This is a genomic window from Acidobacteriota bacterium, assembly GCA_004299485.1.
Lineage (GTDB): Bacteria > Acidobacteriota > Terriglobia > Terriglobales > SCQP01 > SCQP01.
Map to the genome: position 1 here is coordinate 173641 of SCQP01000007.1, position 25442 is coordinate 199082.

Below are 25442 nucleotides of genomic sequence, written 5' to 3' on the forward strand. Positions count from 1 at the left end.
GCCCTTTGGTCCGAAGATTGCTACGCTAAGCAATCATGGCCGACTGGATCGATCCTCTCGCCGCCGACCTGCGCCAAGCCTGGCGCGGTCTGCGCAAGCGGCGGGCCTTTGCGCTGACCATCATCGCCATCCTGGCGCTCGGCCTTGGCGGCAGTACGCTGGTGTTCGGCTGGGTCAACGCGACGCTGCTGCATCCGCTGGCCAATATTCCCGGCGCGAGCCGGCTCACGGCGGTCGAGACCGTGATGCCCGATGGCTCGTATCACACCACCTCGTATCTCGACTACCGCGATTACCGCGACCAGAACACCGCATTTACCGGCCTCGCCGCAGCGGCCCTGCTCCCCGCGGACGTGGCACGGCCCAGCGCGCGCCAGCCCGAGCGCGCCTGGGGCATGATCGTCAGCGAAAACTATTTCCAGGTGCTCGGGATTCACGCGACGCTAGGCCGTGTCTCCACGCCCGCCGACGCCCACGGCCCGGGCTCGGATCCGGAAATCATCCTGAGCTACCGCTATTGGCGGCAGCGCTTTGGCGGCTCGCCGGGCGTCGTCGGCACGGTGCTCGACGTCGACCACCAGCCCTTCACCATAATGGGCGTCACGCCGCGCGGCTTCGAAGGCACGACGGTAGGCGTCCAGCCGCAGTATTACGTCCCGCTGATGATGGAGCCGCTGCTGCTCCCGCTCGAAGATTTGCACTATCGCGCGCCGGGCTTTCTGCACATGATCGGCCGGCTGAAGCCGGGCGTTACGGCCGCCGCCGCCAACCTCGAGATGCGGCGCCTGGCGGTGAGCCTTGCGGCGCAGTATCCCGCGACGAATCGCAACGTCGGCATCGCGGTCAGCCCTATCGGCGAGGCGCACTACGGCTTGCAGCCGTCGCTCGGCCCGGTGCTGCTGTTTCTGCTGCTGGCGATGGCGCTGGTGCTGGTCATCGGCTGCGCCAACGTGGCCACGCTGCTGCTGACGCGGGCCGCCGCGCGCTGGCGCGAGCAGGCGGTGCGCGCCGCGCTGGGCGCCAGCCGCGGACGCCTGTTGCGGCAGTCCCTCGCCGAGCACGGGTTAATGGCACTGTTGGGCGGCGCCGCAGGCCTGCTGCTCGCCTACGCCACAGGCGGCTGGCTGGCGGCGCTGCTGCCCTCCGGTGGCGTCCCGCTCGGCCTCTCGACCGGCTTGAGCGGCCGCGCGGTTTTATTCCTCGGGCTTGCCACCGTAGCCGTCGCGGCCTGGATGGTCGCGGCGCCCGCGCTGGCCTCCGCGCCACAATTGCTAGACGCGCTCAAAAGCGGCGATCGCGGCGCCATCGCCGGCCGTGCGCACCACCGCCTGCGGACCGCCCTGGTGGTGCTCGAAGCGACGCTGGCTTTTACCGTCCTTGTGACCGCTGGTCTGGTGGCGCGCAGCCTGCAGCGGGCCCAGCAGACCGATCCCGGCTTTGCCACCCGCAACCTGCTCATCGCCTCGCTCGACCTGCGCAGCGCCGGCAGCAGCGACGCGCAAGCGGCCAATTTCTACGCCCGCTTGAACGACCGCGTCCGCATGCTGCCGGGCGTTGCGGCCGCGAGCTTCGAGCGCTGGCTGCCGCTCAGCGGCTCCGGCAACGGCTCGACCCGGCCGGCGATTGCCGGCTACGCCCAGGCGCCCGGCGAAGACATTGATATCGCCTACAACGCCGTCGGGCCGCAGTACTTCTCGACGATGCGCATACCGCGGCTGGCCGGCCGCGGCTTCACCGCCGCCGACCGCGCCGGCGCGCCGCTCGTCTGCATCGTGAACGAATCCATGGCACAGCGCTACTGGCCCGGCGCAAGCCCCATCGGCCACCGCCTCAACAGTTGGGACCGCTGGTGGACGGTGGTCGGCGTCGTCCGTGACAGCCGCTTCGCCAGCCTGCGCGAGCCGCCCCGTCCGTTTTTGTATTTTCCCTTTTTGCAGAACCCCACGAGCGACGCCACGCTGGTGGTGCGAGCCTCTAGTGGTGCTCCGCTGGCGGCAACTTGGAGGAGCCCGGAGCGCCAGCGGGCGGACCCTGCCAAGAATCGAAGCCCGCACTCCAAACGACCATCGGGAGCGACCAGGGCAAATAGTGGCGAGCCACTGGCCCTCGCGTCCTCCATCCGCAACGCCGCGCGCGCGCTCGATGCCGGGGCGACGGTGTATGCGCTGCACTCGGGCGGTGCGGTACTGGAGGCGTCCCTCTTTGCCGAGCGCACCGCGGCGCAGCTCGGCCTGCTGCTCGCCGTGCTGGCGCTGCTGCTGGCGGCGATTGGCCTCTACGGCGTGTTGTCCTTCTCGGTGGCGCAGCGCATGCGCGAAATGGGCCTGCGCCTGGCGCTCGGCGCACAACCACAGCAGGTTTATCGCTCGGTCGTCGGCCGCGGTCTGGCGACAGTGGCCATCGGCATCGTCCTTGGCGCCGCCCTCGCCGCCGTCCTCGCGCGCACGCTCTCCGGCCTGCTCTTCGGCGTGACCGCAGCCGACCCGCTCACCTGGGCCTCGGCCGCCGCCATCCTGCTCGCTCTCGCCCTCGCCGCCAGTTTCGCCCCTGCCCGCCGCGCCACCCGCGCCGATCCCGCCGCCGTGCTGCGCTGCGAATAGTGCAGAACCAGCATCGCCGCACCCCAGCCGGGCGTGCCGGTTGCGGCCTTTCCATTGGCGGCAGCTTTGAGGAGCCCTGGGCGCCAGCGTGCGGACCCTGCCGGCAATCGAAGCCCGCACTCCGAGCGACCAACGGGAGCGACCAGGGCAAAAAGTGGCGAGCCACCACGAAAAGCCGCACGGAACGGCACGAAGCGGGCCACGCCAACGCCGATTCTGCTCTAAGATATCGCAGATGAAACGACGCGAATTTATCTCAGGCCTGGCAGCGGCCGGCGCGTGGCTGGGCACACGGCCGCGGCGCGCCCAGGCGCAATCCGTGGCTGCCACCTCGCCGCGTGACTTGCCCCCCGCCGCAGGGCATTTCCCTGCCGGTGACTACACCCCCTACGGCTACCTCGACAATCCCTTCCACAGTTGGGACCTGCACCGTAGCGGCGTGCTGCGCTCGGTCGAGGCGATAGGCTTCGGTTTCTACTATCCAGCGGGGCCGGGCGGCTATTTTGATTATCGCGATTCGGCCATCTACCAAATGCTGCTGCGGGTGGGCGCGGTGATCGAAGGCCAGCCGTTTCTCGACGCCGCCGATTTTGCCCCCGGCCAGCTCACTGCTCCCCACCACAGCCACAACCTCTTCACCTTCGCGTTCGAGGCGCAGCAGACGCGGCTGGAAGCCAGCTTTCTGCAAGTGGACGAAAACACGCTGGCGGCGCGCGTGCGCCTGCGTAATCTGGGCGGAGCGCCGCGCCACATTACCCTGATCGGCGCGCACACCTATCATCTGGGCGCGCAGCGCTGGTGGGGGCGCGACGGCCTGGCCGGCACGGCCGAACACGCCGGCGGCGCCGTGACGACGCGCTCGTTCGCCGCAGGCGAGGTTTGCCGCCTGGCTTGCTCAGAGGCCAGCGCCGCCGCCCACGTATCGGCAAAGGATGGCGCGGCGCGGGCGTTTCTGCTGGGCGGCGCGGCCAGCGCCGAGGCCGTAAGCTACTTTCCCGCGCCGCTGTATGCCGCACTGCGCACGGAGCTGACGCTGGCGCCGGGCGGCAGCGAGGATCTCTGGTTCTGGCTCACCCGCGCGGCCAACCTGCCGCAGGTGCGCGCCCGCGAGCGCCGCGCCCGCGCCGCCGCCAGCGCCACGCTCGGCGAGCGCGCCGGCGACGATGACCGCTTCTGGGCGCTGGCGCCGCGCCTCGAAGGCGACTGGCCCGCGCACTGGCGCCGCGGCTGGGTCTACGATTTCGAAACCCTGCGCATGAACGTCCGCCACCCCCTGGGCGTGTACCACCATCCCTGGGACGGCATGCAGATTCAGGCGCCGCGCAACGTGCTCGCCGAAACCTCGCTCGACATGTGGGCGCTCAGCTACGCCGATCCGGCCACCGCCGAGACCGTGCTCGCCGGCCAGTTCGCCGACGCCCTGGAGACCAATGTGCCCTGCATGCGCGAGAGCGGCGTGATGAACATGGTCGCCGCCGACGGCTCCGCCTGCGGCACCTCCATCGCCTGGTGCTACCCGCTTTTCTGCATGCAGTCGGTGGCGCGCCGCACCGGCAACCGCGCCTGGCGCGCGCAGCTCTATGAACCCGTGGCCGCGTTCGTGCGCTGGACATTAGCGCACCGCACCGACCGCGCCGGCTACGTCGTGGGCAAATGCAGTTGGGAAACGGGCATGGATGCCTCCAGCCGCTTCCTCATTGCGCAGCCCACCGGCGCCGAGCTGATTGACTTCATCCGCGTGGTCGAGCTGCAGGCCGCGACCGCCCATGCCTGCGGCTGGCTGGCAGCGCTCGCGAACGAACAGGGCAATGCCGCATCTGCGGCCGAGTGGCGCGCGCTCGAGCACCAGTACACCGCGCGCACCCAAAGCCTGTGGAACGGCCACGACTGGTTCCAGGATTTCAACACCCGCGACGGCAAGCCTATCGTGCTGCACAACCCTCCCACAGGCCAGTTGGGGCGCGAAGTGGGCCAGTGCGCGCCCATCTTCCTCGGACAGGCGACCGCGGCGCAGATGCAGGCCATGCGGCCGCTGCTGCGCGAGTACCGCGCGCGGCCGCAGTATTTTCTGGAGTGGCCTTCGTTCGTGCTGCCCTATATCGAGTCGCTCTGGACCGCGGGCGAGCACGCCTTCGCCGCCGAGGTGGTGCGCGATATTGCCGAGCGCGTTTACGCGTCGACCGACCGCCGGCAGCCGGGCCATGACGGCTTGGGCTGGCCCGGCGTGAGCTGCGAGATGTGGGCGCTCAAGGGCGCTCTCGGCGGCGAGGGCTACGGCTGGGGCGCTACGCTGCCCGCGCACATTCTGCGCAGCGTGGTGGGCTTCCGCGAAACCACCGATTCTTTGCGCCTCGAGCTCAGCCCCAACCTGCCGGAAGAGCTGGCGCAGGCGGGCCGCAGCTACGCGGTGCGCAACCTGCGGCTGGGTAGTGATCGCCTCGACGTCCGCTACGACGTGCGCGCAGGCGGCGAGGTGCGGGTCACCGGCACGTGGGCGGGCGGCACGCGCACGGTCGCCGCGCAAGGCGCGGCTCTCGAAGCAAGCGGCCGCACGTTCCGCTTCAACGTGCCCAATCACACGCCGGTGCTGCTGCGGCTTGAAACGGCCTAGGCCTCGACGGTGAAGCGGAGCGGCTGGCCGCTGGCGAGCGCCTCGGCCGGAATCACCACCCAGCCGCCCGCGAGCTTGCCCGCGCTGCTGCGCCGCAGCGGCGCGCCGCCGGGCGGATGCAGATGCGCGACCACCTCGGCCGTCCAGCCCGCCGCGGCGGTAATCGTCACCTGCCAACGCGTGGAAGATTCGGCCTCGGTGCGCCAGGCGAGCGGACCGAAGCGGGTCGGGCAGCGGCGGACAGCGATGTGGCGCCCCTCGACAAACCAGTGCCGGGGCGCGGCTTTTTGCAGATGCACCCGCGCCTGCTGCCGCTCCTCCCACACCAACAGCCAGCGCAAGCCCAGCGTGGGTTGCAAGGTGCTGTTCACCACTGCTGACCAGGCATAAGGGCTGCCTTCGCCGGGCCAGTTGCCCGGCAGCAGCGCATCTTCGGGCGCGTAGCGCGAGCCGCTGTCCATGGCGTAGCAGAGGTTGCCGTAGAGCGCCATAAGGAAGGGGCGGTAGTCGTCCTGCCGGATGCGGCCCGCGAGCGTGCCGTGCTCCATGAAGTTCGAGGTGCGCGGGTAATCGCCGTCGGTGTTCATCCCCAGCATCTGCTCGCCGGCAAGCGCGCGGTGCCGGAAGTGGCCGGCGTCGAGGCTGGCGTCGCCCCAATCGGCAGTCCACCAATCCATCATGAAGCGATGGTTTTCGTAACTGGTGAGCTGACGCGGATTGCGGCGGGTGTCGTCGGGAGAAAACGGTGTGATGCAGGCGGCCTTCATGGCGGCATTGCGGGCGGCAAGCGTGCCCGCCAGGCTGCGCTCGGTATCGGCGCGCAGCGTGGCCGCGGCCTGCGCCACCTCGTCCGCCTCGGTCGCCATCCCCGCGAGCTGCAGGCAGCGCGCGTGCTCGCTCAGCCCGCGCCAGATCCAGGCGGCGTTCTGGTAAAAGTAGGGGTGCGCGTCCGGCGTGTTGTGGGCAGGATCGCCCAGGTCTGCCTCAGGCGAGCCCCAGATGAGGCCGTGGCGGCCATCGCCGGGCGGAAAGCGACGCTTCGACCACGCCTGCCGCTCCCGCACGAAGGCGATCATGCGCCGCAGCACCGGCAACCTCCGCTCGAGCCCGGCGCGGTCGCCGGTGTAGTCGAAGGCGCGCGCCGAATTCGCCAGGAAGACGCCGGTATTCAGCGGCGCCTCGACCTGGTCCTGCGTGTTATACAGAAAATCGCCGCTCGGTAGAATGTACTTGTCCAGATAGTGCTGGAAATAAGGCTCGACTGCGGCGCTCAGACCCCACTCCTGCTGCGCCCAGACGAACTCATAGTGCGCCACCGGAAACAACGCGTGGCTGCGCTCGGGAATTTTGGTGTACGCGCCCTCGCCCACCTGATAGCTGGGCTCGAGGCCGCGATAGCTGCACCGCGCCAGCACGATGCCCGCGCGGGCGGCATCGCGCAGCCAGGAGTCGGGAATGTCGGCCTCCATCGCGCCGGCGAAAAAGCCGGTCCAGTGCTGCCAGACCTCGAGCAGAACAGTGAAGAATTTGGCGGCATCGCCATTCCAGTAGCGCTCGACCCAGGCGGCCTCGGGCATCGTTTCACCGGCGTGGCTGTCGCCGGCCGGAATCAGGCCCTGCGGCTTGGGCGGCAGCATGGCACGCACGCGCGCGACCGGCTCGGCCGCGGCGCCCCGCGGCAGCACCATCATCACTTCGTAGCCGAGCTGGAAGCGCGGATTCCAGACCCCGATGTCGGCGGCGGGCAAAAAGCCGCCGAGCAGCGTGCGCTTGCTGTAGCCGCGCGGCGCCTCGTAGAGATACTCGGAAGGCAGCAACCGCCGCGGGTCAAACCGCCGCCCGCCGAGATCGGGCGCCCAGAGCGCCTGCGGATTGTCGGCCAACTGACGCGAGCGCCCGTCAGGCTCCAGCCACAGGCTGCGCTCCGGCCCGGCTTCTTCGTTGGCCACCAGCGTCCAGCCGAGAAACTCCGCGCCCAGCGCCGCCACGTTCTCGTAACAGGGATCCTCATTCGACCCCAGGATGTAGTCGCTCGCCGCATCCGGCCCCGGCACGTACCGCGCCGGCCGCTCGATTTTGACCGACGGCGCATTGGTGGGTCGCGGCCGGATGACGTCCAGCCGCCCAACGCCTTTGGGAATGCGCGCCACCTCGCCCTGCGGCCCAACGTAGACGAGCACGCCCTGGTGCGTGGCGTGGCGCTCGAACACCGCCGTCTGATCCGCCAGCCGCGCCACCAGCCGCCAGCCTCCGGCCTCAGTGCCCACCGGCGCGTTTGCCGTCCAAGCGGGTGTCTGGGCCAGCGCTTCCCGCTCGCCCTCAAGCCAGAGCGAATACTCATTCGGAATCCGCCCCGGTGCATAGCCGCCCGCCTGCGCGCTCTCGGCCCCAGACGCCGCGCTCTCCGCCGCAGGCGCGCCCGCCGCCCACGCCCCCAGCTCCGCCGCCCCCGCGGCCAGCCCAAGCCCCGTCAGCCCCGCCGCGCCTTTCAGAAATTCCCGTCGTTGCATATCCAGAGCCTACCCGCTTTTGCGGTGGGATGCGCAGCCGCGCCGCCACCCGACTCGGCGCGCCGACTTCAGCCCGAGCCCATTGGCCGTGCTAAGCCTCTGCTGGGGCTACCGTGCGGGCGCTTATTCATGAGACGCGAATCGACATCCTGGGTGCCCATCGATTACCCAAGCAGGCTTGGGAACCACTGCTCGACGACCTAAAGGCCGAGTACGTACCCGGCGCCACGCCCGACGGGAAACGAAGGGCGGTGTTCGCTGCGCCGGACGGCGGGTTCGATGCTTTCATTTACCGCATGAGCGGTCAGGCAGACAGCGAAATCGTCGGCATCCTCGCCAAATACGGGATCCGGGTCGAGCAGTGACGCTGCAAGCCGCGCTTAAACGTAAAACTTGAGCAGCTACTCTCGACAGCCCGGGTACGCCTAAGAAGATCGCGCCCTCCCCGAAGGCGCAATTCGAGCGGGGCAATCTGGGCGACGCGAAGGCCCTAGGCGACGGGATCAGCGGCGGGACGTTCAGTTGGCTAGAAAATTCTGGAGTGATCACTTAGAGGCGAGGCGCCATGGCAAAGCACAGTGAGGACTGGAATATTGGGCTGGCGAAGGACCTGCACGACCCCGAATTCGCGCGGGAGTTTCTGCTGGCCGCGGTTGAACAGGGCGCGCCTCTGCAAATCGCCCTGGCCAAGGTAATTCGTGCCATCGGGGTCAAGCAGTTCGCCTCCCGCGTGCGCATGGCCGGACCTAACGTCCTGCGTGCGATCAATCCGCGTCACAACCCAACCCAGGCAACTCTCAATCGCCTTCTCCGGCCATTCAAGCTGCGGCTCGCCTTGGCCCCGCTCCAGCCCCGGAAGCGCAACCACGCCGCGTGAGCAAGCCGCGCCGGCGCAGCTCTGATCTCATGCCCCACGCGCTGCAAGTAAAATGAAACCGTGCGCCTGTAGCTCAGAAGGAACAGAGCAGCGGTTTCCTAAACCGCGTGTCGGGGGTTCGATTCCCTCCAGGCGCACCAACTCGCGGCGATGAAGGCCCGGATCACGGTTACGGTGAATGCAGCGCTGCTCGCGCGCGCCCGCGCGGCCTCGCGACGGCGTGGACAGAGTTTGTCACAGGCGCTGGCGCCGGCTCTGCGCGAGCTGGCCGAAGAGCGCGAGCCGTCGTTCGCGGAGCGCTGGCGCGGGAAGTTCCGGCCGGGGCGGCGGCGGAGCGCGCGCTATCGGCGCCTGGCGCAGAAGTATCTGTAAGGCACCCACGGGCGCGAAGTTGTCCTGCGCGCCGAAAGGCGCATCTTAACGCCGAGGAGGCAAGCGGCCATGAGCGTTACCACAGCGCGGGCACTTTTGATGGACGAGCTGAAGAACATCTATTCGGCGGAAAAGCAGGCGGTGCGCGCCTATCCGCGGCTGACCAAGGCGGCCGATTCCGGCGAGCTGCGCGAGGCCATGCAGGAGCACCTGGAGCAGACGCAAGCGCAAGTCGAGCGGCTGGAGCGCGTCTTTGAACGGCTGGACGCGCGCGCGAGCGGCAAGACCTGCGAAGGCATGCGGGGGCTGCTGGAGGAGGCAGCCACGCAGGCGCAGCAGATCGACGGCGGCCCGGTGCGGGATGCGGCGCTGATCGGCGCCCTGCAGCGCATCGAGCACTATGAAATCGCCGCGTATGGAACGGCAGCCACAATGGCCTCGCTGATGGGCGAGCCGGAGATCAAGGATCTGCTGGGCCAGTCGCTGCAGGAGGAGAAAGACGCCGACGAGAAGCTGACCCAGGTCGCCGAGAGCGTCAATCGCGATGCGCTCGCCGCCGGCGAGGGCATGGAAGAAGAAGCCGAAGAAGAAGAACAGCCCGCGAGCCGCAGCCGCCGCCGCAAGGCGGCATAAAGCGGTTTTAGCATCGCTGTAGCCCGTGCCAACCATACCGCATGCGGCTTTAACAACAGGAAAAGCCGCACGCACTCCACCGGAGCGGAGTACACCAACGCTAAAACTGCTTTTAGCCCGCGGCAGAACGCGCTCCGGCGCGGTATCTGAGTCAAGCATGCGGCGGCGTACCGCGTGGATTATCGCGGGAGCGATTGCGGCGGCAGTGGTCGTGGTGCTGGGCCTGCCGGCATGGCTGGCGAACGGAACGGTGCGGCCACAAGTGGAAACGAAGCTGAGCGCGGCGCTGGGGCGGCCGGTGCGGATCCAGCATCTCTCGCTTTCGATGCTCCAGGGCCAGGTCAAGATCACCGGCCTGACCATTCCTGACGCGCCCGGCTTCGGTCGTGAACCGCTTGCCGTGGTGCCCGCCGCTGTGGTTCACCTGAACTGGTGGGCGCTGCTCACCGGCAGCATCGAGGCATCGTCGGTCCGGCTGCAGCAGCCCCGCCTCCGCCTGGTGCGGCAGGGAAACGGCCGATGGAATGTGGCCACGCTCCGGCGGACGACGCCGCAGCCGCGGCCCGTCGCGCAGCAGCCGACAAAGCTGCACATCGGCTCGTTCGAGATCCGCGACGCCGCGATCACTCTCACCCAGCCGGGCGCTGGGGAAACCCGCGCCGTAATGACCGCCACGGCGCGGGACGTAAATCAAAAGCGGGCCTTCCCGGTGCAGCTTGCCGCAGAGGTGGACGGCGGCGAGATCTCCGGTTCCGGCAGCATCGGCCCGCTCGACCAGAACCTGGCCGCCGCTCCGCTGCAACTGGTGATCTCCGCCAGGCGGCTCTCGGCCGCCGAGCTCGCGCGCACCATCGCCATTCTCGGCTATCGCCCCACCGGCTTCACCATCGCGAGTGGCAGCGTGCAAGTGGACGCGAAGCTGAACGGCTCACTGGCGCATCTCAAAGTCACGGCGCAGGCGCGCGCCGGCCGCGTCCGGGTGCAACAGGTGATGCTCGGCGGGCGCGAACTCGCGCAGTTCGGCATGACGGGCGGCACGGGCACCATCGAGGTCACCCGCCTCGATGCCGCGCTCGGTTACGCCGGCTCCGCTTTCGACCTGAGCCGCCTGCGCGCGGGCACCAACTTCGGCGACCTGGCCGCGCACGGACACATCGCCCCGTCGGGGCGGCTGCGGTTCCTGCTCGACATTCACGTCGCGGCAGCGCCCCACAAAAGCGGCCTGAGCGGCCTGGTGGGAGCGCTGGTCCGGCTGTTTCAGAAAGCCAAGGATCCGGAGCTCCGGCTGGAAATTTATGGCAGTACGCACCGGGCGCTGGTGCGCCAGCTCAAGTAGCGGCTGCGCGGGGTGGCGCAAACTGACCCACCACCCGCCATGTGCAGTTTGAGCGGTGCGCGGTCACCCGCATCGACCTGCACGCGCGCCGCGTCCGTACGGAGGACGGCCGCGAGCGGACCTATGATACCGTGATGCTGGCCACCGGAATCAGGACCGATCCGGCGCGCGTGCCCGGCCTCGCCGCAGCCAACGCGGAATTCGGCGACTATCACTCGACCGTGCCGCAGGCGATGAAGATCTGGCAGCACCTCAAGCATTTTCGGGGCGGCACCATCGTCATCGGGCAGGCCGGGCCGATCTGCAAGTGTCCGCCTTCGCCGCTGGTGGGCATCTTCCTGACCGAGGAGCTGCTGCGCCGGCGCGGCCTGCGGCACAAAGCCCGGCTGGTGTATTTCACGCCCTATCCGCGCGCCTACCCGGCAGAGCCGATGAACGAAATTGTCGAGCCTATCTTGCGTGAACGCGGCATCGAGGTGTGCACGTTCTTCGATCTGGAGCAGGTCGACCCTGCAAACCGCACGCTGCACTCGCTCGAGGCGCAGCGCGCACCTGCAGGCCAGGGTGATTGCGCAAGGAGCTGGCGGGCAAGGCCGCGCAATTCGATGGGCGGACGAACTGCCCGCTCGACATGGGCTACGGCAAGGGTACGTTCATCATCAGCTCCTACACCGCGCCGGTGGTGAAGTATCGCTCCAGCCGGATGAATCACTTCATGAAGGCGATGATGGCGCGCATCTACTGGATGAGTCTGCGCGGCTGGCTTGACCCTCTGTTCGATCTCTACTTCTGGTCCACCACGCCCCCAACACCCGCTGCCGAAAAACCCGCCGAGCCCCCGCACGACCGCCTGGCCGCGTAACAGCAGAGTCTGCACTGTCCCCAAGGACAGGTGGTGACTGTACTTCTACGTGTTCAAAAAAGACCTGCCAGTCAGTGTTTTCCCGGTGCGGAAACGCCGATGATGACGGCATGCAAAAATTTTGTCTTCCCGGGGTGCTGCTGGCCGCTGCCCTGGCCATGGCGTGCGCAGGCGCAGCGCCAGCGCCCGCCGCGGCGGTGGCCAGTGCGCCGCAACGGCCCAAGCCAACGCCCGCGCCAGGACCGCCGCCACCAGTCCTGGACACATATGGGGGCCTGAGCAGCGTCACGGCAGGCACAGCTACGGGCTTTTTCCGCGTGCAGAAAGTGGGCGAGCGCTGGGTCTTCGTAGATCCGCTCGGCCACCCCTTCTGGATGCTGGGCGTGTTCGCTGTGGATACGAACACCGACACCGCCGCCGGAACCATCTACACCATCGGCAAGTACGGCAGCCGCGCCACCTGGGGCGAGCAGGCGGTGCGCCGGCTGCGCACCTGGGGTTTCAACTCGACCGCGGAATATTCCTCGGCGTATGTGGTTCCGGTAAACAATGACGGCAGTTACGAAACCACGGATCCGATGCCCTGGGTCGCCATCATGCGGCCCTCCTACTACAGCCTGCGCGACAGCGGTGGCTATGCGCCGCAGCCGGTCAAGGATCTGGTCGCCGGTCTCGATAGCGTGTATAGAAACTATCGCGGCGATACGCTGCCCGATGTTTTTGACCCCGATTTTGCGATGTATGCCAACGCTTCGCTGGCCGCGCAGACCAGTGCCGCAGAAGCGGCCTCGAGCTGGCTGATCGGCACGGCGGTGGACGATCTCGATGACCTCTGGGGCTTCGGCCCCAGCCCGGACTTGCCGGCCGCGCGCACCTCCTCAAACATCGGCTGGATCGCGCTTTGCACCAATTTCCAGCAGACCGCCAACGCGCAACTGGGCGAGATCTATACCGATCCGGAGGTCTACACCAAATACGCGCTGGCCAACTGGCTGCAGGCCAAATATGGCAGCATTGCGGCGCTCGATGCCGCCTGGGGCGCCAACTACACCAGCTTCGGCGACGCCGGCGGCTTCGGTACCGGAACTGGCCTGCTCGATGAGGACGGGCGCGACCCCTGGGTGGGAGCGGACGACGTGGCGTTGCGCGGCGCGAGCGCGGCCGTGCGCGCCGACCTGAATGCCTTTCTCGCGGTGTACGCACAGAAGTATTTTTCAATTGTGAGCGCGGCGCTGCGCAAGTACCGGCCCAATCAGTTGATCTTCGGCCCCTGCACGCTGAATAGCTGGAACGGCATCAGCCGTGCGGCGATTCTGGCGGCGGCGGGGCAGTACACCGATGTAATTCAGGCCAGCATGGCGACCCAGCAGGTGTTTGACCTGAGCCTGCAGGAGGCAGGCGACCGCCCCTTCGTGACCTGGACGGGCATGCCGGCGAACCCCGATTCGGACCTGTCGGCCTATCCCAATCCCAACGAGCCGGATGTGTACAGCACCCAGGCCGCGCGCGCCACGGCCTATACGGCCGCGATTAAAGCCGATTTCGCCTACACCGGCTCAACCGCGGCGGGCAATCTGGCTGGCAGCCAGAATGTCGCCGGCAGCAAATTCTGGGCGTGGACGGATTCCTGGGGCGAGCGCACGAATTGGGGCCTGGTGACATTTCTGGATAATCCTTACGATGGCGTGGCGGATGGAATTGCGGCGGGTACCGACGCCTGGGGCTACGCGACTGGCGGCGAAGCCGCGAATTACGGCAACTTCATCGGACCAGCGCAGCAGGCCAACGCTGCCGTGATCGCCTCATTCGCGGCCGCGCTCGGGCACTGACGCCTGGAGCACGCGCAGCATCAGTTCATGGCGGCTGGGCACACGGTAGCGGTGCAGCAGATGGGAGACGTGGAATTTGACCGTGCGTTCGGAAATCCCCAGGCCGGCCGCGATCTCCTTATTGCTGCGGCGCGACAGGATGCCGTCGAGCACCTGCCGTTCGCGCGCGCTCAGGCCGGCCATCGCCGGCGCGAGCCGCGCGCCGGGAAGCTGAGTCAGCAACTCGTCGATGAACCCGGCGAGCAACAAGCGCGGCGCCCAGTAGGCGCCGGCGGCGACGGCGCGCAAAGCCCGCGCCAGATCGCGGCCGAGCACGTCATAGCTGACGAGGCCGCGCACCCCTTCCCGTAACAAGGTGAACGCCCGATTCCGGTCGAAGGCCTCGGCGACGGCCACAACCCGAGGCTGCACGGGGAGCCGTACCAGCACGCGCTCCAGCAACTCAGGGTTATGGGCATCAATCGCCCATGCAGCCGAGGGCAGCAGCTTCAGCCGCTCGACCTGGCCGGCATCCGGCAACAGGAACGCATGCACCACAAACTCCCGCTGCGGGAGCTGCAGGCGCATGCGTTCCAGCATGACGGGATGGGCGGCAACGAGGGAAACTTCCATGCGGCGAACGGACAATCCGCTGCACGCCGCGTTCCAAAGCGGAAGGACGGCGGAATAGTGCAAAAGCTTGCAGCAAAACGACACTGCTCGCGGCAACTTGGAGACGCCATGAGCACCTGCGGGCGTCCGTTGCCGGGGAGTGAAGCCCAGCCACAGCCCGACCAGCGCCGGGGCCCCCAAGCCGCACGCGGCTTGGGGTGGCAGCGGGAGGGCGGCTCCAGCAAGAGGTGGCTGTGCCACACGCCTCAGGCGGCACGGAGATGTGAGCTGAGGTGGTCGGTAAACCAGGTGGCGGCGAGGCGGGCGACTTCGTCGAGGGCGCCGGATTCTTCGAACAGGTGCGAGGCGCTGGGAACGATGACCAGCTTCTTGACGGGCGCGGCGCAGCGGGCAAGCGCGTCCTGATTGAGAGCGATGCCCTCGGTGTCGCGGCCGCCGACGATGAACAGCGTAGCAGCACGGACCGAGCCCAGCGCCGGACCGGCCAGATCGGGGCGTCCGCCGCGCGAGACGATGGTGGTGACGCGGGGCTCACCGGCGGCCGCCATCAGCGCGGCCGCGGCACCGGTGCTGGCGCCGAAGTAGCCAAAGTCGAGCTGCTCGAGTTCGGCCTGCTGCGCCGCCCATCGTGTGGCGTGGCGGAGCCTACCGGCGAGCAGCGGTATATCAAAGCGGAAGCCCGCGGTCGCATGGTCGAGCACTTCTTCTTCGGGCGAGAGCAGGTCAAACAATAGCGTGCCCAGCCCGGCTCCGTGCAGCCGCTCCGCCACGCGGCGGTTGCGCGGACTGTGGCGGCTGCTGCCGCTGCCGTGCGCGAACAGCACCAGGCCCCGTGCGCCCGCGGGCAGCCCCAGCGTGCCCTCCAGATCGACGCCTCCAGTGCGAATCGTGACTGCCCGCGCCCGCGCCGCATTTTGCGCGTAAGCGGCATCGGCTTCGGCCAGCGCCTGCACCACCGCCTCATCGGTAATCTGGCGGAAATCCTGATAGACCTGCCCAACCGCATAGTAATCGTATGGCGCCGAAAGGCAAACCATGTCATCGGCAGCAAAGCGCGCCGCGTCGCAGGCGTCGGGTGGCGCGACCGGCACCGCGATCACAAGCTGCCGCGGGTTGCGCGGCCGCAACACGCGAATGGCGGCGCGCATGTCGGCCCCCGTGGCGATACCGTCATCCACCACAATCACGGGCTTGCCGGCAATGTCGCGCGCTGGACGGCCCTGCCGGTACAACTGCTCGCGCCGTTTCACTTCCGCACGTGCCATCTCGATGACTCGCTGCACGGCAGCATCGGAGAGACCGAGCTTCTGCATGATTTCGCTGTCGAGCACAGGTGAGCCTGCGGCCGCAATGGCTCCAAAGGCCAGCTCCTCATGGCCGGGCACACCCAGTTTGCGCAGAATCACCACGTCGAGCGGCCAACCCAGCACCTTCGCTACCTCGCCGGCCACAATCACGCCACCACGCGGAATGGCAAACACCACGCCTTCCGGCCCCTGGGCAAAACGGGCCAACCGGCGCGCAAGCTGCTGGCCGGCATCCTGGCGATCGCGGAACACAGACACCCCCCTCCAACTTTAGATGCTCCCTTGCGGCCGGACTGCGGCAGCGAAGCGGAGAGTGCCTTACTTGGCGCCGGGCGGAGTGCGGAAGGCCACGTTGACCCAGTTCCAGGTGTTGATGGCAACGATGGCCATGGTGAGCGCGATGAGTTCCTGCTCGTTACGCGGCAACTTGGAGACGCCATGAGCACCTGCGGGCGTCCGTTGCCGGGGAGTGAAGCCCAGCCACAGCCCGACCAGCGCCGGGGCCCCCAAGCCGCAGGCGGCTTGGGGTGGCAGTGGGAGGGCGGCTCCAGCAAGAGGTGGCTGTGCCACGAACTCGCGCCGGGCCTCTTCGTACACGGCCTCGGGAACGTGGTCGACGGCGACCAGCGTCAGCGCCTCGGTCCAGGTGAGAGCGGCGTGCTCGCGCGGCGGGCATCGGGTGAAGCAGCGCGGTAATCAATGCGAACGGGCACAGCCAGCTCCCTCAGGCGTCGAAGTCGGTGCCGCAGGCGCCACCGCCACAACAGCCGCCCTCGTCACCGCCGCCGCAACATCCGTCTGCAAACGCGGGCTCGCTGGCGCGACCGCTGGTCGAGACGGCGACCCGCGAATACCAGACGCGTTCGACTTTTTGCGAGCCGCAGCCGCAGGTCGGCGTCTGCTCGCCGCCCCAGCTCAGACGTTCGAATTGCTGGCCGCACTGCTGGCAACGATATTCAAAGATCGGCATACGCCTATTTTATCGCCGGCAAACCGGCGGCGCGGAGCAGCGGGTTGAGCTTCGCCAGATCGGCGGCGCGGGTCGATTTCCAGGCGGCAAGCTGTGGCTCCAGTAGGTTGTGCTCCTGCTGATAGACGGCCACATCCTGGCTGGTGGGCGCTGCGTCGGCGGAGTCAACGCTGGTGGTCAGCGCGCCGAGCGTGCCATTGATCAGCGCCATGCCGCCGCCGGCCGCGCCCGAACCGAAGAGGTCGGAGGCGCCGCCGGCCACCTTCGTTGCGGCCGCGGCGAGCTGGCGGGCAGCGGCGAGCGCGACAGCGTGGCCGGCGAGTCTCGACTCCAGGGCATGAAGATGCGCGGCCAGACGTCCGGCGTCCTGATAGACGGCCATGCTCGCGGCGAGATCGGCGCGAATCTTCATTTCCAGATCCATCTGCGCCTCCAGCTCCGCGCGCGGCACATGCACGCGCGGGTCCTGTCTAACGTCGAGCGGCGCGGAGTAGCTGCGGCCATCGACGGTCAGGCTCACTTCGTACTGGCCGGGCAGGACCATGGGGCCTTGCGGCAGCCGGAACGACGCGCCCGGACTAGCGGCGATGGAGTAGTTGGTGTCGCGGCCAAGCGCTTCCGGCGGCGGATAGCGCAGGTCCCACACCCAGCGGTGCATGCCCGCTGTCGCGGGCAGTGCGCGCGGCGGCGTCTCCCAGTAGGCGGCGGCCTGCGGCGGCGTTGCCGGCGGCTTGGGCGTGGCTTCGGTGCTCGAGTACTCGCGGATGAGCTGCCCGGAAGACGTGCGGAGGCTCAGCGTGACGCGGCCGGAAGCCGCGGCGGGCAGGTAGTAATCAAGGATGGCGCCGGCGGGAGGGTTCTCGCCCGTGGGCGTCGAGCGCGGTAGCGGCGTGTCGGCGTTCACGTCGGCGCGTACGCGGATGGCAGTTGCAGGCTGAAAGAGCGTAACCGCACTGGTAGATGCGCGGCCCGAGGCGATCTGTTCGAGCGGCGTAATGTCGTCCAGCACCCAGAAGGCGCGGCCGTGCGTGGCCACAACCAGATCGTTGTCGCGGATGGCGAGATCGCGGACGGACGCGTCCGGCAGATTGAGCTGCAGCGGCTGCCAATCCCTGCCGTTGTTGAACGAGACGTAGACGCCGCGCTCGGTACCGGCAAACAGCAGCCCTGGGTGTTGCGGGTCTTCGCGCACGGCATGCACGTAGGCGCGCGGCGCAATGCCGGCGTCAATCTGCGTCCAGCTTTGGCCGAAATCGGTGGTGCGGTAAATGTGCGGCCGGAAGTCGTTGATGCGATGGCTGTCGACCGCGGCCCAGGCGGTGCCGGGCAGGCTGTGCGAAGCCTCGATCAGGCTGATCTTGCTCCAGACAGGCAGGCCCCTGGGCGTCACGTTGGACCAGTGCGCGCCGGCGTCCTGCGTCAGCCAGATGAGGCCGTCGTCGGTGCCCGCCCAGATCTCGCCGTTCTTCACCGGCGAGGGCGCGATGGTATAGATGACGCCGCGGTTTTCGCCCTTCACGAAACGCTCGGCTTCGGCGGGATCGGTGGGCTTAGGCTCGGCATTTTGGTAGAGCGTCAAGTCAGGGCTGATACGCTTCCAGCTCTTGCCCGCGCTGCCTTGGTCATCGACGGTGGTTTCGAGCAGATACTGCGTTCCCGCGTAGAGCGTGTGCGGGTTAGTGGCGGAGAAGAGGATGGGGAAGGTCCAGGTAGTGCGGTAAGTGCCGTTGCCGGGCCAGGGCGTGATGTTTTCCACCTGGCCGGTGACGCTGTCGAAGCGCGTGATCACCCCGCCATAGCTGCCGGCAAAGATGATTTTGGGATCGAGCGGATCGGGGGCGACATAACCGCTTTCGCCGCCGCCGATGGGATGCCAGTCGCGGAAGCTGATGCGGCCCCAATTGCTGCGGCTGACGATGCCTGCGGTGCCGGAATCCTGCTGCGCGCCGTAGATCCAGTAGGGCCACTGGTTATCGGTAATGACGTGATAGAACTGGCCGATGGGCTGGTTGAACCAGCTCGACCACGCCTGGCCACCGTTAAGGGTAATGACGGCGCCCTGATCCACGCCGAGGATCATGTGGTGCGTGTTGCTGGGGTCGATCCAGAGGGTGTGGTAGTCGTCGCCGCCGGGCGCGCCTTTGAGGGCGGTGAAGCTTTCCCCGCCATTGTCGGAGTGGTAAAAAGCCACGTCGCAGATGTAGACCTCATCGCGGCTGGCGGGCGAAGCGTAAACGCCGGAAAAATACCAGGAGCGGCTGTCGATGCGCGCATCGGCGCTGACACGCTTCCAGGTGGCGCCGCTGTCGTCGGAGCGGTACAAACCGCCTTGCTTGGCGCTGATCAGTGCGTACACGCGCCGGCCGCCATCGTGATAGGCAACCGCAAGACCCACGCGGCCCCATTGACCGGCGGGCAAGCCGTGCCCGGAGATTTCAGTCCAGGTGGCGCCCTCGTCGCTGGATTTGTAAATCCCGCTGCCGGGACCTTGCGTCGGCGGGTATTGATTCCAGGCCGGGCGGTACGCGGCCCAGAGCGACGCGTAGATGACCTGCGGGTTGTCAGGATCCATCGCCAGGTCGATGCCGCCGACGGTGGGGTTTTTATACAGCACCTTGCGCCAGGTGGCGCCGCCATCGGTCGAGCGATAAATGCCGCGCTCGGGATTGGGCGCGTAGGCCCGGCCAAGGGCCGCGACCAGCACGATGTCGGGATTGTGCGGATCGACGTCGATGGCGCCGATGTGCCGCGTCTCCAGTAGCCCGATATGCCGCCAGGTACGGCCGCCATCCATCGATTTATACACGCCGTTGCCGTAGGAGGTGTCGGAGCGCATGTCGGCTTCGCCCGTGCCGGCATAAATAATGTTGGGGTTCGAAGGCGCGATGGCAATGGCGCCAATGGAGGCGATGTTCTGCTGGTCGAAGATGGAGTGCCAGGTGCGCCCGGCATTGTCGGTGCGCCACACGCCCCCACCCACGCCGCCCATGTAATAGGTGCTGGTGCCGGGTACGCCGGCGACGGCCAGCACCCGGCCCGAACGGAACGGCCCCACCAGCCGCCAGCGCATGGCGGAAAACAGGCTGGGGCTGACCTGCGCCGCCAACGGCAGCGCGAGCAAGAGAACGAGAGCGGGCGTGAACCGGCGCAAGTAACTCATGGTGTGAGCATACCAGATACACGGCGTCTCATGACGGCGCGATCAATCGTGCGTTTGTGGCCTACGGCGCTGGTAGTAGGGCCGGTTTGCCTGCACCTTAGGAGGTGATCCTGGAACCAGAATGAAGCCCGTTCGTTATCTAATTCTGCAGGCGGTTTTGATCGCATGCGGTGTAGCGATGGCGCAGTCGGCGACCGGCGGCCTTGCGGGCACGGTCGCGGATGCCACCGGCGCGCGTGTTCCGGCCGCCCACATTGTGCTGCACGCCTCCGCCGTGGGCCTCGAGCGCCGGCTTCAGGCCAACGCTCGCGGGGAATTCCGCCTGAGTCAGCTTCCCCCGGGCGCCTATGAGCTGAGCGTGAGCGCGCCGGGTTTTGCCACCGCGAGCGCGAACATCACCGTGCAGGTGAGCACGGTCCGCAGTGTGCATGTCACGCTGCGCCCGGCGGCGGCGCATACCACGGTGAACGTGTCGGCTTCGGCGTCGTCGATCACCACGGCATCGATCGATCTGACCAGCGCCGCCCATCAGGGAGTGGTGACGGCACACGATCTCGCCACGCTGCCGATGGCGCAGCGCAGTTTCGCCAACATCGCCTATTTGGTGCCGGGCACCGAGCCGGTCGAACCTTCCGATCCGACCAAGGCGCGGATTACCGCGGTATCAACCGGCGGCAGCTCGGGACTGAACAACAGCCTGACGGTGGACGGCGCCGCTAACAGCGACGACTACATCGGAGGGTTTCTGCAGAACCTTCCGGTGGACGCCCTGCAGGAATTTGCCTTCCAGTCTGCGGGGCAGAACGCCTCGGTCGGCGGCACCACTGCCGGCGCAGTCGAGATCACCACCAAGCGCGGCACCGATGAGTGGCACGGCAGCGCGGCAGTTCTCGAACGTGCGGCGGCGTTGAACGCCCGCTTCCCCATCGACAATCCGGCGCCGAATCCCAAGCAGCCGTTCTCGCGCCAGGACTACAGCGCCTCGCTCGGTGGACCCATTGCGCGCGGCAAGCTTTGGTTCTTCAGCGCGCTGGAATATGTGCCCGAACAGGCCAGCATCGCCTATAGCCCCGCCAACCAGATTCAGTTCCAGGCGCTGGCGCAACTCGCCAACGACGGCCTGATTCCGGGCGTGCGCTCCATCCCCACGCCCTCGTCGGTCAGCGTGCCCTTTCATGACTTCATGGCAGATGAGCGGCTGGACTGGGCGCAGTCGTCCAATTCGCACTGGTTCTTGCGTCTTTCTGCCGACAACTACACCACCGATAATGCTTTTGTGCAGCAGGGCAGCCTGCCCTCAACCGGCACGACCTGGCATGCGAACTATCTCAACGGCGTGGTCAGCAATACCTACACCTTCTCACCCAACTGGGTCGGCAGCCTGGCGATGGCGGCCAGCTACCTGCACATGACACAGTTGCGGAACCAGCATCTGGGCTTCGCGCTGGCGTTTCCGTTCACCTCAACTTCCAGCACCATCTCCGGATTCGAAACCTTTGGCGACAATCAGTTTCTGACGCCGATCACCGCCTTTCCGGTGCTGCGGAATCAGGAAAACTACCAGTTCAGCTACGACATGAGCCACAACCGCGGCGCGCATGCGACCCGCTTCGGCGTGAACTTCGTGCACGAGCCGGTGCTCAGCGGGGCGCTGAGCGGCACCGCCGAAACCCTTACCGTTTTCCCCATGAACCCGGGCGCCTACGTGGCCGATCCGGCGCAGTTTGCCGCCGACCTTAACTGCGCCCCCAATGCCAGTCCAGGCGCGACCTGCACCGCGACCCCTGCGGGCAATGGAAGCTTCTCGCAAAACGTGCAGCGGTTGGGCCTGTACGGCCAGGACGCCTGGAAGCTGACGCCGGATTTAACGCTGGACTACGGCCTGCGGTACGACACCACCTTCGGCCTGTTTCTGGCGTCCGGCCGGACGCAAGCGGATAATCCCGCTTATCTGACGCTGAAGGCACTTCAGATCCCGTTGGTGCCGGGCGTTCCTCACGATGACCATAGCCACTTCGCGCCGCGGCTGGGGTTGATCTACGCGCCAGGGGCGCAGCACCGCCTGGTGATCCGCTCCGGCTTTGGACTTTACTACGATGACCTGGCGCAGAACGGCTGGGTCACAGCCATGCAGGCGGTGAATAGCGCGCCAGCGCCGTGTGTGGCGGCCTCCGATCCGGGGTGTCTGCCGGGAGCCGCCAGCGGCGGCAGCGGTGCGCTGATCGATCCCAACTACAAAACCCCGTATGCGCTCGATGCCACCGGCGGCGCAGCCTATGCCTTAACCCCCAACTGGAACCTGAGCGCCGACTTCACGCACGAAGAAGGCAACCACGGTTATCGCGCCTACAACTACAACGCCGGCTATACCCTGTTTTCGCCCCGGTTTGCCCGGACCATGGCGGCGCAGCAGGCGAACGTGCCCGACATCACCGTGTTCCGCTCCGACAACCGCTCGCGCTACGACGCGCTCATGCTGCACCTGCAAGGGAATCTGTCCCGGCGGCTCCACTTCATCGCCAACTACACCCTGTCGCGCGCGAACACCTGGGGCTGCGTGCTGGGCGAACTCTTCGACTACGTGGATGGCGTCTGCAATCCGCTCAACGCCTTCGGCCCGGGCGACTTTGGCCCCTCGGGCGAGGACGTAACCCACCGCCTGGTCCTGGCCGGCGACACCTTCGCGCCCGGCGGCTTCCAGCTTTCGGCACTGTTGCAAGCGGAGAGCGGCCGGCCCCTGACGCTGACCACGCCGGTGGACGTCAATGGCGCGGGCGACGCGGCCAACGACCGCGCCGTGATCAACGGCGTGCCCACCGCGCTCGATGAGTTCCGCGGCACGCCTTACATCCAGCTCGACCTGCGCCTGAGCCGGCCGTTCACTCTGGGCGAAAGGTGGCACGTCTATCCATCTCTGGATATGTTCAACGTGTTCAACCGCAATAACCCGGGCTCGAATTACATCACCAACATCGCGGCTCTGCCAACGCCGGTAAACAACCTGTTCAACGCGACCGCGCTGTGTCAGAACGCCGCCTGCACCGAGGCGCAACCCATCACTAGCCCGAAGCAGTTGCTGGCGCCGGCTGGCGCGCTGGGAGATTTCTTCGGTCCCGGAACGACGGTCGGGATTCCGTTTGCCGCGCAGCTTGGTTTGCGGATCAGCTTTTAGCGCACCGCTGCCGGTTGCGGCGCCGCAACCGCCGCTACTGCGGTCTCCAGCCGCGGCATGAGCTGCTCCAGATCGGCCATGGAGGCGACGCCGATCGAAATCCGGAACCAGCCTTCCCCTTCGGCGGCGCCGAAGGCGGCAAACGGGACCATGCCGACGTGGGCGGCCTGCAGCAGGTAGCGGCGGATGTCGTCATCGGTCTGCAGCCGTTGACCTTGGGGCGTGCGCAGCCCATGCAGGGCGAAGCGGACGCTGGCGTAAATCGCGCCCTGCGGCTTGAGACTATCGACCGGAAGCCCTTTGGCGCGCAACGCCTGCATGCCCTTGTGAACGACCTCGAGGCGGGCGGCGGCTTCGCGGCGCATGCCGGCAATGTAGGCGTCCACCGCGGCCGCGTCGTTCAGGAATTTGGCGGTCGCGATCTGTTCCGGACGCGGCGCCCAGGCACCGACGTGGCCGTTGATTTTGTTGATCGCCTTGGCGATGGCAGGCGGCGCAATCGCCCAGCCCACACGCAGGCCGGTGGCAGCGAAGCATTTCGAGATGGCGTCAATGGTGACCAGATAGGGAGCGATGGCGGGGCGCAGCAGCACCGGATCGGAATGCACCGTACCCGGCGTTGTGAGCATCCAGTAGACCTGGTCGTAAAGCATGTACAGCGGCCGCTCGCCGGCCGGGCGGCGGGTGTTTTCTTCCAGCACCGCGTCGCAGATGGCAGCGAGCTCTTCGGCGGAAAGCGATGAACCGGCGGGGTTGAGCGGCGAGTTCAGCGCCAGCAGGCGCGCGCCGCGCAAATGCGGCTGGAGGGCCTTGGCGGTGGGCAGAAAGCCGGCTTCTTTGGGACAGGCGACGCGAATTTGCTCCGCCCCCACCATGTCGCAGTAGTATTCGTTGTTCCAGCCCGGTACGCCAAAGACGACGCGGTCGCCGGCTTCGACCAGCGCCGCGTAGGCCGCGTAAATGACCGGACGCGCACCTGCCGCAATCACAACGTTGTCGAGCGTCACCTCGCGGCCGCCGCGTGGCTTGTACAGGCCGCAAATGGCGCGCCGCAGAACTTCCATGCCTATGGGCGGCGGGTAGTTCGCCTCACCCGCCCGCAACGCCTCGACGATGTTGTCTTCGAGGCCGCGCGGAATGCGAAACTGCGCCGGATGGAAATCACCCACCGTAAGGTTCAGAATCGGCTCGCCCTGGGCCATGAGCTCACGGATTTCGGCCGCGATGCCCAGAATGGCGGAGCCTTTTAAACGTTCGGCAAGAGACGTCAGTTGGGAACCCGGTTGGCTGGCCTGCATGTCCCTTAGTATGGCAAAGGATCGGTCACCGCGTGGCGCCAGAAAGCGAAGGTCGTCGGGTCGATGGTGGCGGGATAAAGGCGATAGAGTCCCTGCAGGTGAGCCAACAAATCTTGCGCCTCTGTTTCCAGGCCGGCGAGCCGCAGGCTCCGCAAAATGCGGGTCAAACGTAGGAAATTATGGTCGCCGGCGCAAAGCCAGGGCATCGGCCCGGGAGGGTTAACGCCATAGAAGGCGAGCATGGCGGCGAGCGCCTGGCGCATGCGGTCTTGCAGCTCGGGCGAGCGGCGGAACTCGGCGGCGTCTTCCGGGGTCAGCAAAGGCGCGGAGGGTTGAAAGGCGCTCGGCTCGGGCAGCGGAAACAGCCACTGGATGTAATCGTGGGTGTGCTCGAGACGGGCCGCATCCCAGGCGATAATTTCGCTCAGCCGGCGGCCGCGATGGTCGGGACCACCGCGATAGAAATCCAGAATGCGGGACATGGCGCTTCAGGGTTAGGATAGCCAAATACGCCCTGGGCACCAGCGGGTGTCCGTTGCCGGGAGCGAAACCCAGCCACAGCCCGGCCAGCGCCGGGGCCCCCAAGCCGCACGCCGTCTACCGGCGGCTCGTGAAGGCCCTGATCCCATTCGTTTTGTGAGCGTCGTATACTGCCGTTGTGCATCGCCCCGGTCCGGTCCTCGCAGTCGTCGTACTGCAAATCTTTGGGTCGCTGCTGGTTTCCGGCATTGCGGCCATGATTTTTCTGGGCGCGCTTACGGCCACTGGTGGCGAGTTGGCGGCGCATGGGGAGTCGCGCACCATGCTGTTCGGCGTCGCCGCGTTCGCCGCGGCGGTAGTGGTCTGGGGCGTGGTCACCGGGCTGGGGCTGCTGTGGATGCGCACGTGGGCGCTGATTTCGACGTTGATCTTTTCCTTCCTGCTGCTGGGCACAGGCCTGGGCGTGCTGGCAATGGACCTTTTGCCGCTTGCGCCGGCCGCACCGGCGAGTGCGGCAGCCGCTGTCCACGTGGTGGATACTTTTCTGGGGCTGATGTGTACGGGCCTGGCGATCTGGTGGATTGCCTATTTCGTCCGGCCGCACAGCCAAGCTGCCTTCTTCACCACGCGCCGCGACGGTGCGCCGCCGCGCGTGCCCATCAGCATTGCCGTGATCGCCTGGTTCCTGCTGGGCGGTGGCGTATTGAGCGTTCTCTTCACCCCTCTGCTCGGCGCCCACGCCAGCTTTGCGCTGGGGATGCACCCGCTCCGCGGCCATGCCGCACAGAGTGCACTGATCGCGGCGGGCGCGAT

General features: G+C 67.3%; 17 protein-coding genes, 1 tRNA gene and 3 pseudogenes. 12 read left to right on the top strand and 9 right to left on the bottom strand.

Annotated elements, in window-relative coordinates:
• Positions 1-35: 35 nt before the first annotated feature.
• Together EPN33_06135 and EPN33_06140 are read left to right on the top strand one after the other, a co-directional pair.
• Complete coding sequence (locus tag EPN33_06135) at positions 36-2600, top strand: FtsX-like permease family protein (GenBank protein TAN23067.1); 2565 nt, start codon at positions 36-38, stop codon at positions 2598-2600.
• 235 nt (positions 2601-2835) lie between these two features.
• The gene (locus EPN33_06140) at positions 2836-5211 is read left to right on the top strand and encodes a hypothetical protein (protein ID TAN23068.1); all 2376 of its coding nucleotides are present in this window, start codon (positions 2836-2838) and stop codon (positions 5209-5211) included.
• Here the strand turns inward: EPN33_06140 and EPN33_06145 are convergent.
• The gene (locus EPN33_06145) at positions 5208-7721 is read right to left on the bottom strand and encodes a hypothetical protein (protein TAN23069.1); all 2514 of its coding nucleotides are present in this window, start codon (positions 7719-7721) and stop codon (positions 5208-5210) included. The two genes, EPN33_06140 and EPN33_06145, sit on opposite strands and share 4 nt — an antisense overlap.
• A 113-nt stretch (positions 7722-7834) precedes the next feature.
• Here EPN33_06145 and EPN33_06150 point away from each other — a divergent pair, with 113 nt between their 5' ends.
• From EPN33_06150 to EPN33_06190, 9 genes are all read left to right on the top strand, one after another.
• Positions 7835-8086: a hypothetical protein gene (locus tag EPN33_06150; GenBank protein TAN23070.1), complete on the top strand. Its 252-nt coding sequence runs from the start codon at positions 7835-7837 to the stop codon at positions 8084-8086.
• A gap of 200 nt (positions 8087-8286) precedes the next feature.
• Positions 8287-8598: a hypothetical protein gene (locus EPN33_06155; protein ID TAN23071.1), complete on the top strand. Its 312-nt coding sequence runs from the start codon at positions 8287-8289 to the stop codon at positions 8596-8598.
• A gap of 62 nt (positions 8599-8660) precedes the next feature.
• A tRNA-Arg gene (locus EPN33_06160) sits at positions 8661-8738 on the top strand.
• 10 nt (positions 8739-8748) lie between these two features.
• A complete protein-coding gene (locus EPN33_06165) occupies positions 8749-8970 on the top strand; it encodes a hypothetical protein (protein ID TAN23072.1) in 222 nt (73 codons plus the stop codon).
• A gap of 69 nt (positions 8971-9039) precedes the next feature.
• Entirely contained in the window at positions 9040-9603 is a 564-nt protein-coding gene (locus EPN33_06170) for a ferritin-like domain-containing protein (protein TAN23073.1), read from the top strand.
• Positions 9604-9760: 157 nt separating this feature from the next.
• A complete protein-coding gene (locus EPN33_06175) occupies positions 9761-10939 on the top strand; it encodes an AsmA family protein (protein ID TAN23074.1) in 1179 nt (392 codons plus the stop codon).
• Between the two features lie 41 nt (positions 10940-10980).
• Positions 10981-11625 (top strand): hypothetical protein, encoded by a 645-nt coding sequence (locus EPN33_06180; GenBank protein TAN23075.1) that lies wholly within the window; start codon positions 10981-10983, stop codon positions 11623-11625.
• Positions 11571-11801: a hypothetical protein gene (locus tag EPN33_06185; GenBank protein TAN23076.1), complete on the top strand. Its 231-nt coding sequence runs from the start codon at positions 11571-11573 to the stop codon at positions 11799-11801. Before EPN33_06180 ends, EPN33_06185 begins: the two co-directional genes overlap by 55 nt.
• A 110-nt stretch (positions 11802-11911) precedes the next feature.
• On the top strand, positions 11912-13630 hold the full coding sequence (locus EPN33_06190; GenBank protein TAN23077.1) for a hypothetical protein: 1719 nt from the start codon (positions 11912-11914) through the stop codon (positions 13628-13630).
• On the opposite strand, the gene EPN33_06195 is transcribed toward EPN33_06190, so the two are convergent.
• The 6 genes and pseudogenes from EPN33_06195 to EPN33_06220 form a co-directional block, all read right to left on the bottom strand.
• A complete protein-coding gene (locus EPN33_06195) occupies positions 13604-14242 on the bottom strand; it encodes a response regulator transcription factor (protein ID TAN23078.1) in 639 nt (212 codons plus the stop codon). The two genes, EPN33_06190 and EPN33_06195, sit on opposite strands and share 27 nt — an antisense overlap.
• Before the next feature lie 245 nt (positions 14243-14487).
• A complete protein-coding gene (locus tag EPN33_06200) occupies positions 14488-15801 on the bottom strand; it encodes a phosphoribosyltransferase (protein ID TAN23156.1) in 1314 nt (437 codons plus the stop codon).
• 66 nt (positions 15802-15867) lie between these two features.
• Positions 15868-15963: pseudogene (locus EPN33_06205) on the bottom strand (carboxymuconolactone decarboxylase family protein).
• Positions 15964-16119: 156 nt separating this feature from the next.
• A pseudogene (locus EPN33_06210) lies at positions 16120-16215 on the bottom strand (carboxymuconolactone decarboxylase family protein).
• 58 nt (positions 16216-16273) lie between these two features.
• A complete protein-coding gene (locus EPN33_06215; GenBank protein ID TAN23079.1) occupies positions 16274-16519 on the bottom strand; it encodes a zinc ribbon domain-containing protein in 246 nt (81 codons plus the stop codon).
• 256 nt (positions 16520-16775) lie between these two features.
• Positions 16776-19679 (bottom strand): annotated as a pseudogene (locus tag EPN33_06220) (hypothetical protein).
• A 178-nt stretch (positions 19680-19857) separates the two neighbouring features.
• Here EPN33_06220 and EPN33_06225 point away from each other — a divergent pair.
• The gene (locus tag EPN33_06225) at positions 19858-22851 is read left to right on the top strand and encodes a TonB-dependent receptor (GenBank protein TAN23157.1); all 2994 of its coding nucleotides are present in this window, start codon (positions 19858-19860) and stop codon (positions 22849-22851) included.
• On the opposite strand, the gene EPN33_06230 is transcribed toward EPN33_06225, so the two are convergent.
• The gene (locus EPN33_06230) at positions 22848-24149 is read right to left on the bottom strand and encodes an aminotransferase class I/II-fold pyridoxal phosphate-dependent enzyme (protein TAN23080.1); all 1302 of its coding nucleotides are present in this window, start codon (positions 24147-24149) and stop codon (positions 22848-22850) included. The genes EPN33_06225 and EPN33_06230 overlap by 4 nt on opposite strands.
• Before the next feature lie 5 nt (positions 24150-24154).
• Positions 24155-24631 carry a hypothetical protein gene (locus EPN33_06235; protein TAN23081.1) on the bottom strand — a complete coding sequence of 159 codons (477 nt, stop codon included), beginning with the start codon at positions 24629-24631 and terminating at the stop codon, positions 24155-24157.
• Positions 24632-25442 lie beyond the last annotated feature (811 nt).

What these genes read in the sequence shown, in the direction of transcription:
- EPN33_06135 (TAN23067.1), top strand. Translation starts at nt 36, where the DNA reads ATGGCCGACTGGATCGATCCTCTCGCCGCCGACCTGCGCCAAGCCTGG.
- EPN33_06140 (TAN23068.1), top strand. Translation starts at nt 2,836, where the DNA reads ATGAAACGACGCGAATTTATCTCAGGCCTGGCAGCGGCCGGCGCGTGG.
- EPN33_06145 (TAN23069.1), bottom strand. Translation starts at nt 7,721, where the DNA reads ATGCAACGACGGGAATTTCTGAAAGGCGCGGCGGGGCTGACGGGGCTT.
- EPN33_06155 (TAN23071.1), top strand. Translation starts at nt 8,287, where the DNA reads ATGGCAAAGCACAGTGAGGACTGGAATATTGGGCTGGCGAAGGACCTG.
- EPN33_06165 (TAN23072.1), top strand. Translation starts at nt 8,749, where the DNA reads ATGAAGGCCCGGATCACGGTTACGGTGAATGCAGCGCTGCTCGCGCGC.
- EPN33_06170 (TAN23073.1), top strand. Translation starts at nt 9,040, where the DNA reads ATGAGCGTTACCACAGCGCGGGCACTTTTGATGGACGAGCTGAAGAAC.
- EPN33_06175 (TAN23074.1), top strand. Translation starts at nt 9,761, where the DNA reads ATGCGGCGGCGTACCGCGTGGATTATCGCGGGAGCGATTGCGGCGGCA.
- EPN33_06185 (TAN23076.1), top strand. Translation starts at nt 11,571, where the DNA reads ATGGGCTACGGCAAGGGTACGTTCATCATCAGCTCCTACACCGCGCCG.
- EPN33_06190 (TAN23077.1), top strand. Translation starts at nt 11,912, where the DNA reads ATGCAAAAATTTTGTCTTCCCGGGGTGCTGCTGGCCGCTGCCCTGGCC.
- EPN33_06195 (TAN23078.1), bottom strand. Translation starts at nt 14,242, where the DNA reads ATGGAAGTTTCCCTCGTTGCCGCCCATCCCGTCATGCTGGAACGCATG.
- EPN33_06215 (TAN23079.1), bottom strand. Translation starts at nt 16,519, where the DNA reads ATGCCGATCTTTGAATATCGTTGCCAGCAGTGCGGCCAGCAATTCGAA.
- EPN33_06225 (TAN23157.1), top strand. Translation starts at nt 19,858, where the DNA reads ATGGCGCAGTCGGCGACCGGCGGCCTTGCGGGCACGGTCGCGGATGCC.
- EPN33_06230 (TAN23080.1), bottom strand. Translation starts at nt 24,149, where the DNA reads ATGCAGGCCAGCCAACCGGGTTCCCAACTGACGTCTCTTGCCGAACGT.
- EPN33_06235 (TAN23081.1), bottom strand. Translation starts at nt 24,631, where the DNA reads ATGTCCCGCATTCTGGATTTCTATCGCGGTGGTCCCGACCATCGCGGC.